The organism is Deltaproteobacteria bacterium, from assembly GCA_005879795.1.
Taxonomy (GTDB): Bacteria; Desulfobacterota; Binatia; order DP-6; family DP-6; genus DP-6.
In genome coordinates this window covers 1-6,734 of sequence record VBKJ01000251.1, presented here as the reverse complement: position 1 = coordinate 6,734, position 6,734 = coordinate 1, and the positions used below count along the sequence as shown (strand labels likewise).

Here is a 6,734-nt window from a genome sequence, read left to right as displayed (position 1 = left end):
GAAGTCGGCGGGCGCGTAGCGGCGCGGGCCTGAGCGGTCCACGGACCACATGGGCTCATGACAGCGCACGCACTTGCGCTTCATGCGCTCGAACGCGGAGGGCGGGATGATCTCGTCCCGGTCCTTCTTCTGCTCAGCGCCGCAGTGCGCGCACAGCACTGCCTGGCGCCGAGGCGTCCGGCAATAGACGGGACGCCACGAGGGGCCGAGCTTCGCGCGGTCGCGGCTGATGATGTAGATCTCGCGGCCCGTCGGCTTCCGGGCGCCTGAGGCTTTCAGGCGTACGCAGTCGATGTAGTTCGAGAGCGTGCGCACGGTGATGCGCGGCACCGTGAGCTCGAGCTCGCGGGCCCATTTCCGCACGAGGTGACCCGGCGCCATGACGAGCGCTCGAAACCTGTCCTCGTGGAGGATGTGGAGTAGCGCGGCCGCCATGAGCGTCTTGCCTGAGCCCATCTCGCCGACGAGGGCGAGGCCGGGGCGGTGCTCGAAGGCCCGGGCGAGGCCAGTGATGCAATCGGCCTGGGCGGGAAACGGGCGGCGCAGCAGCTCGGCGATGCGCGGGTGCGGGTGCTCGGTGCGCGGGTCGTAGAGCGGAGGATATGTGTGCGCCACGCGTTCGGCCAGCCTTCGGCCGAAGGCGCCGAGGTAGTCCCCGATGGTCTGGATCTCTTCGAGCGGCATAGGACCTCGTGAGCAGATGCGCGATGAAGGTCGATCACGAGCGTATGGCGAGCGCGGTCGCGATCCGTTATCGCAGCCACCGCGGTGTCCGGCATCCGATCTCGCTCATCCGCTACGGCATCGTGTCGACGCGAAGCCGAATCGGCCGGTTCTCGCTCTCGTTCGAGAGGTCGATGCGTAGGCCGGTCCGTCGGACCACGCCGGCGCGGCGCTCGTACACGTCGAACACGGTGGCGCTGCACTCGTCGTCAACATCGAGCCTGCGTAGGATCTCCGCTGCGCGTTCAGCCGCCTCGCGGGAGGCCTCGGCATCCAGGTCGATCTGCCAGATCACGCGGTATTCGGGCATCGGGTCAAATCCTTCTCGGCCCTTCGAACGCAGCCCAGAGGCGCGGCGTCTACTCCTGCTCGGCTTCGATCGGTGCCCAGGCCGTGTCCCAGTGGGCGTAGGACTTCTTCTGGGCCTGTTCGATCGCGGCGTCGGCGTTGTCCGCCTCGATGCTCAGCGAGAATTCACAGTTCGTCCTGACGGTGAAACTGGGCATCAGGGGTTCTCCGGCTGATCGCCCTGAGGTGGAAACGCGATCGCGCCCTGCTGGAGTGCCTCCTGCACGAGCTGGTCGAGGGTCGTCTCGCTGGCGCTGACGAGCACGGCCGCGATCGGTCCGGCCAGCCGATGGGCGTGATCTCGCTCGAGCAGCATGTCGAAGATGCGCGGGGCCCAGTCTGGGATGGCAGCCGAGCGCCAGACGGCGCGCAACTGAGCACGGCGTGGACTCCGCCGGAGGGGAGACGACCCGAACGCGCTTGGTAGAGGCTGAAGGCGTGAGGCTTGAGGTCGCGCGTCGTGCGCTGGTGCGTGAGCCGAAGGTTCGCGCGCTCGGCGATCGCAGCCTGGAGCGAGCGGACGGCCGTCGGGCTGCCGATGAGTGAGAGGGCGTAGAAGACGTCGTCGCGCGGGTCAACGACCCAGCCGTCACTCCACACGTGCCCATCGGGAGTCGGGGAGTCGGCGATGGAGAGCGTCGCGAGGGCCATTGGACGTTCCTTCTGGCGGCGGAGGCGGTCTTTCCGCCGCATCCGAATCGAGCACGTATCGGGTCGACACTTGCGGGGTCCCATGGGTCGCCCTATGCTCCTTGAGCGGCAGAGTCGGCAGGCAAACGAACGCCCCCGTCCAATACTCGGCGACGACCCGGCGCCGCGAGGAGCATGGAGTCGCGAGTGTTCAGACTACGGTTTCCGCTCTCCGAGGTCTCCCAGTGGGCGAAGTCGTACTCGTATCCCGGTGAAGATAAGATCGCCGACGAGTTGTCGCCACGGGCGCGCGCCCGCAGCGCAGGTTCGCGAGGCAACCCAGATCGCCCTGGCGACTGAAGATGAGCGGGCGAAGATGTATATCCTGCGCAGCCTCGCTGGTGTTCAGTGGCCAACGGCGTCGGTCATCCTCCACTTCTGCGACAAGCGACCGTACCCGATTCTGGACTACCGAGCCCTCTGGTCGCTCGGCTTCGCCAAGCCTCCTGCCTACACGTTCGAGGTCTGGTGGGCGTACACCGGCTTCGTCCGTCAGCTCGCGCACTCGACCGGCCACGACATGAGAACCATTGATCGCGCGCTATGGCAGTTCTCCAAGACGCGCCAGGGATGACGGAGACGTCGGCGGCTGCGGTGGGGCAGGCGCGGCCGCGCTTTAGATATCGAAGGAGCGCCGACGGCGACCGGTCAGGGCGTTGATTTCCACCTCTTCGTCGTCCGATTCGAGCGCCGCCGGAGCGACGCCGAGCACATCACCGAGGTTCTCGACGGTGTCGGCGCTCCCGATCTCGGCGCTGACCAAAGGGGCCTGATCGCCGATCACGCGGAGCGTGCCGTCGGGGAAGAGCAGCTTCACGACGACGCGGAAGACGTCACGCGTGCGCGTCGTCTGCTGGCCGTTGTCGTCGTCGGTGAGGACGATCTCGCGCTTGCGGACAATCCCGCGAACGAGGTGGCGGTCCACGCCCTCGCCCAGGATGCCATCGCACTCGCCGGCGGCGAGCAAGAGGCCGAGGTGGCCCTTGTGAAGGGGGAGCGGTGGCCGCACCTCGCGCCGGGCGCGCCCGGCGACCTGTGACTGCCAGAACGCTAACCACACGGACGAGCCGCGAACTTCGCGCTCGAGGACCTCGGGATCGAGGGTAAAGGATCGGAAGATCGAAAGGCGGCGCCCGGCGGGCACTGCGTAGGTAGCAGGTGGCCGGGTGGGCAGGATCGGCGCTCGGCCGGCGCGAGCTTCGGCAAGCGCATCGCGCACGGCCGGGTCGAAGCCAGTGGCTGGCTTCTTCAGACCGACGATGACGAGCGCGCTCGTGGCGGTCGCGGACAGCCGATATGCGGTGACGCCCTCGCAGCGCGCGCTGAGGAGTTTGATCGTCGACGGCGTGAGCTCGTCGGAGGCGAGCAGCGCCAGCAGGATCCCGCCGGGACGAAGCCACGGGAGGACGGCGCGCAAGCGCGCGGCCTCGCCGATGTCGCCACGGCGGAGAGCCGGAGTGACGGTGCCGCGCCGCACCGCGGGGCAAAGGACGAGCAGGCTCACCTCGTCGTGGGAGACGCGCGCGTCCTCGAGGTCGCAGACGAGGACACGAGAGAAATGCGTGGCCGCCTGGTTGGCAACCGGGCGGCGGGGCTCGATGCCGTACCGGATCGCGGTCGAGCCCGCCGTGAGGCTTGCGAGGAACCGGCCGTCACCGCACGGAGCGGCGACGGCGGCGAACGGCGCCTCGGGCAGGCTGAGCAGCCGGCCGAGCCGGAGCCCGGCGCCGGCGGGGATCGCCGCCGGTCTGGCAAGGATGGAGGACGGTCGGGCCATGTGAGCTCGTGAGGCGACGGCGATCGCACGGCCGTCGTGTGAGGATGTGGTGGATCAAAAACGTTGCGTCGCAGCGCAGGAGGAGTCCGCGCGGCAACGGCCGCTACGACGCCTTGCCGTGCTCCTCGGCCCGGCGCTTGGTGCTGGGCAGACAGGCGACGTGCATGACGTCGTGCGCGACCTTGACGAGACCCTCACCGGGCAGGATTGGCCGGTCGCAGATTCGGCAAACGGTGTCTTCAGTACCCAACACGTCCTCCCCGAGCCATGCGATTACAGCACCCCGGATCTGGGACCAATGTCTGCGTCCAACGCAAGTGGCAACGGAATCGGCGGGGGCCCTACCGGGAACGACGCCGGTAGTCCGCCGGACTCTCCGTGAGGCCGCCGATCCGAGCCCAGATGCCGCGCTCGGCGCGCTGCGCCTCGATCTTCGCGGCGCGCAGCTGCTCGACGTAGTCCACATTGGGCGGGATGACGAACGTTTGGCAGAAGCCCTCGCGCACGAGCAGCTCCTGCACCAGCGTCTTGCCGTCGGCCAGGTAGACGCCGGCCAGCAGGCGGCCGTAGCGGTCGCGCGACTGCAGCGCGATCTCGAGGATCACCGGCCGGTCGAGCACAAGCGCGGCCAGACGGGCGGTGGCGCGTGATCCCCAGCCCGCCTGCTTTGATTCTGGGCAGTCGATCCCGACCAGGCGGACCCTTTCTTTGTTCTGCAGTCCGGATCTGACCGTCGCCAGGTGCGCCACGAGGGTGTCACCGTCGATCACCCGGACGACCCGGGCGGAGACGCGGCGGCCACCGGTCTCGCTTCGCGCCGGAGTCGGGGCGCCATGGATGGCGAGGACCAGAAGGAAGACACAGGCACTGAGCGCGCCGCCGGCGGTAACGCCGTGCGACCTCATGCGGCGGCACCCTTCTTCGGTGGCAGCAGGATCGTCGAGCGCCCGCGTGCCTGCTTCCACGCGGCGTAGACAGCATTAAAGCAGTGGGCGCACTCGTGCGGCTCGGGCAGCGGTGGCACGTCGACGCCGTCCTGCAGTGCGAGAGTCCAGGGGATCGGGCATGGCCGCTCGAAGTAGGCCGCTTGAAGGCGGGCATAGAGCGGGCGGAACCAGGCGAGGATCTCCTCCCGGCGACGAGGGGCGCGAGCGACACGGGCGCCCACACCTGAGTGTGGACGGCGGTGGCGGGCGTCAGGACCGCGGACGTCGGGTCACGGCGCGGTCGTGCAGTGATCTGAGGCGCGAGCACGAGGGGTTAGGGCAAGCGGGCCGAGTCGGGCCGCGAGGGCTCGCCGCTCGGCGTCGACGGCCTCGTCGCGGCGCCGGAAAGGGCCAAGCACCTCGCCGGTCGCGAAGATGCGGGCACGCCACGCCTGCGCGGCCTCGTCCCACTCGACGGCGCTGGCGCGCTCGGCGCGGACGTGGCCGAGCACGCGCAGGTCGATCGCGTCGGTGTAGAGACCGACGACGGTGCCGTCGGGGCGGAGCTCGAAGGCATCGACCATGGCCGGTCAGGTGGACTGCACCTGCCGCGGCGCGGCGGTGCGGGCTTGCTGGTGGTACTCGCGAGTGCGCTCGCGGTGTGTGGCCGGACCCAGCAGGTCCTCGGCCTCTCGCGTGAACGTGTGGCAGGCCGGGCCCGGGGCGCCTTCGACCGTGAGCGCAACCTTCCCGGTGGCGTCGATGGTGAACACGAGCTTGGGCATGGTGGGCCTCAGCGCTCGGCGACGACCTGGATCGTCCCGTCCGACTGGCGCTGGACCTGGACCTGGTAGCCGCGGGCGCGATAGTGGTGCTGGATCGTGCGGAGCGAGTACGCCTGGGTCAGACGCCCGAGGAACGCCTGGTCGTAGGGACCGCACGTGCCCGGGGTGCGCTGATCGTACTCGGAGATGATCGCGCGGAAGGTCCCGTCGAGCTGGCGCGCGAACCCGATGTCGTTCGAGCCGTGCCCGACGTATTCACGTCGGATGACGATCTCGGCGCGCTCCGGGCGCGCGTCGCCGCGGTAGCCGTAGAGCGTGTCGGGGCGGTCATGGACCTCGATGGTGTCCCGGGGGAAGCCGAGGTCGACCAGCGCATCGACGAGATGGCCGGCTTCGGTGAACGCGGTCGCGATGATGACGTATTCGCTCATGGAGCAGGCGTCTCCTGGGGCGTGGCGGGCGACGCGACGAGGCCGCGCGGGACGAGCTCGTCGGCGACGCGTTCGCACTTCGCGAGCGGCATGTCTTGGAACTCCGACAGGAGTTCGACGATGATCTCGCGAAGCCGCCGGAGTTGTGGGTGGTCTCATTGTTGGGCGCCCTCGTGAGCTCTGGCGCTCACGTCGACGCGGAAGAGGCCACGGCCGTCTCGTCCTCGTCGTCGGCGTCGACATCCTCCGCGCGGACGTCGTCGTCTCCGAGGTCGAACTGGCGGCGCAGGCGGCCGGTGAGGGCGTTGACCTCGCCGCCGGCAGTAGCGGCCGCGAGGACCGACTCAAGGCCCTGCTGGAAGACTTGGCGGAGATCGGGGCTGCTCGACACCGTGGCGGTGTCGAGCTCCTGCAAGCATGTCTGCTCGAAGCGTGCGATGGTCTGCTCGAGTGTGCTGTCACCGAAGACGTTGAGCTTCCGGAAGCGCTCGATGCTCTGCCGGAGGCGGCCGACGCTGCCGTCGCGAAGCGGCCGGCCGGACTTCACGTGCTCAAGGACACGGTCGAACGTGCGCGCGATCTGGGCGTGGAGCTCTCCGATGCTCCGGTCGAGCGTCTCGGCCAGTCGTTGCTGCACCTCGTGGCGGTAGGCTTCATCGGCCTGGCGTCGCTGCTCCTCGTCGGCGGCCACGCGCGCGGCGCTCACCTCGCGGAGGCCGGTGAGGCTCAGCTGGTAGCTCAGCCAGAAGAAGTCGAACTTCCGGCGCAGCGGCTCCTCGCTCGGGTAGAGCTGCGCCACGCGCGCGAGGAACTGCTGACGGAAGGCCTCCTCCGTGTCGGGCCGGCCTGCCTTCGCCCACGCCGTCTGGGCGGCGGCGCGCCACTGGGGTTCCATGCCCGCGCGCGCGGCCGGGTAGGCGCCGATGAACCGGTCCACGGCCTCGAAGAACTCCTGGCGGTGGGCGTGGAGCGCGGCGAGGACCTCGGGCGTGGTTTGGGCGAGCAGGAAGCGGCCCCCGTCGGGGAGCGGGTGACTCAGCTGCTCGAGCGTGTA

General features: G+C 69.3%; 8 protein-coding genes. 1 reads left to right on the top strand and 7 read right to left on the bottom strand.

Annotated features, from left to right (window positions below; genetic code table 11):
* Both E6J59_19715 and E6J59_19710 read right to left on the bottom strand, forming a co-directional pair.
* The coding region (locus E6J59_19715) for a hypothetical protein (GenBank protein ID TMB15867.1) at positions 1-684 on the bottom strand (684 nt) is incomplete at its 3' end.
* Positions 685-796: 112 nt separating this feature from the next.
* On the bottom strand, positions 797-1,018 hold the full coding sequence (locus tag E6J59_19710; GenBank protein ID TMB15866.1) for a hypothetical protein: 222 nt from the start codon (positions 1,016-1,018) through the stop codon (positions 797-799).
* 1,059 nt (positions 1,019-2,077) lie between these two features.
* On the opposite strand from E6J59_19710, the gene E6J59_19705 reads away from it, so the two are divergent.
* The gene (locus E6J59_19705; GenBank protein ID TMB15865.1) at positions 2,078-2,335 is read left to right on the top strand and encodes a hypothetical protein; all 258 of its coding nucleotides are present in this window, start codon (positions 2,078-2,080) and stop codon (positions 2,333-2,335) included.
* A 42-nt stretch (positions 2,336-2,377) separates the two neighbouring features.
* On the opposite strand, the gene E6J59_19700 is transcribed toward E6J59_19705, so the two are convergent.
* The 5 genes from E6J59_19700 to E6J59_19680 form a co-directional block, all read right to left on the bottom strand.
* Entirely contained in the window at positions 2,378-3,238 is an 861-nt protein-coding gene (locus tag E6J59_19700) for a hypothetical protein (protein ID TMB15864.1), read from the bottom strand.
* A 641-nt stretch (positions 3,239-3,879) separates the two neighbouring features.
* Complete coding sequence (locus E6J59_19695; GenBank protein TMB15863.1) at positions 3,880-4,443, bottom strand: thermonuclease family protein; 564 nt, start codon at positions 4,441-4,443, stop codon at positions 3,880-3,882.
* Between the two features lie 311 nt (positions 4,444-4,754).
* Positions 4,755-5,048 (bottom strand): hypothetical protein, encoded by a 294-nt coding sequence (locus E6J59_19690; GenBank protein TMB15862.1) that lies wholly within the window; start codon positions 5,046-5,048, stop codon positions 4,755-4,757.
* Positions 5,049-5,054: 6 nt separating this feature from the next.
* Positions 5,055-5,249, bottom strand: coding sequence for a DUF2997 domain-containing protein (locus tag E6J59_19685; protein TMB15861.1), 195 nt, complete (start codon positions 5,247-5,249; stop codon positions 5,055-5,057).
* Positions 5,250-5,257: 8 nt separating this feature from the next.
* Positions 5,258-5,680, bottom strand: coding sequence for a DUF1257 domain-containing protein (locus E6J59_19680; GenBank protein ID TMB15860.1), 423 nt, complete (start codon positions 5,678-5,680; stop codon positions 5,258-5,260).
* Positions 5,681-6,734 lie beyond the last annotated feature (1,054 nt).

Excerpts from the sequence above, each read along its gene's own strand:
- E6J59_19705 (TMB15865.1), top strand. The coding sequence starts at position 2,078 with ATGTATATCCTGCGCAGCCTCGCTGGTGTTCAGTGGCCAACGGCGTCG.
- E6J59_19695 (TMB15863.1), bottom strand. The coding sequence starts at position 4,443 with ATGAGGTCGCACGGCGTTACCGCCGGCGGCGCGCTCAGTGCCTGTGTC.
- E6J59_19690 (TMB15862.1), bottom strand. The coding sequence starts at position 5,048 with ATGGTCGATGCCTTCGAGCTCCGCCCCGACGGCACCGTCGTCGGTCTC.
- E6J59_19685 (TMB15861.1), bottom strand. The coding sequence starts at position 5,249 with ATGCCCAAGCTCGTGTTCACCATCGACGCCACCGGGAAGGTTGCGCTC.
- E6J59_19680 (TMB15860.1), bottom strand. The coding sequence starts at position 5,680 with ATGAGCGAATACGTCATCATCGCGACCGCGTTCACCGAAGCCGGCCAT.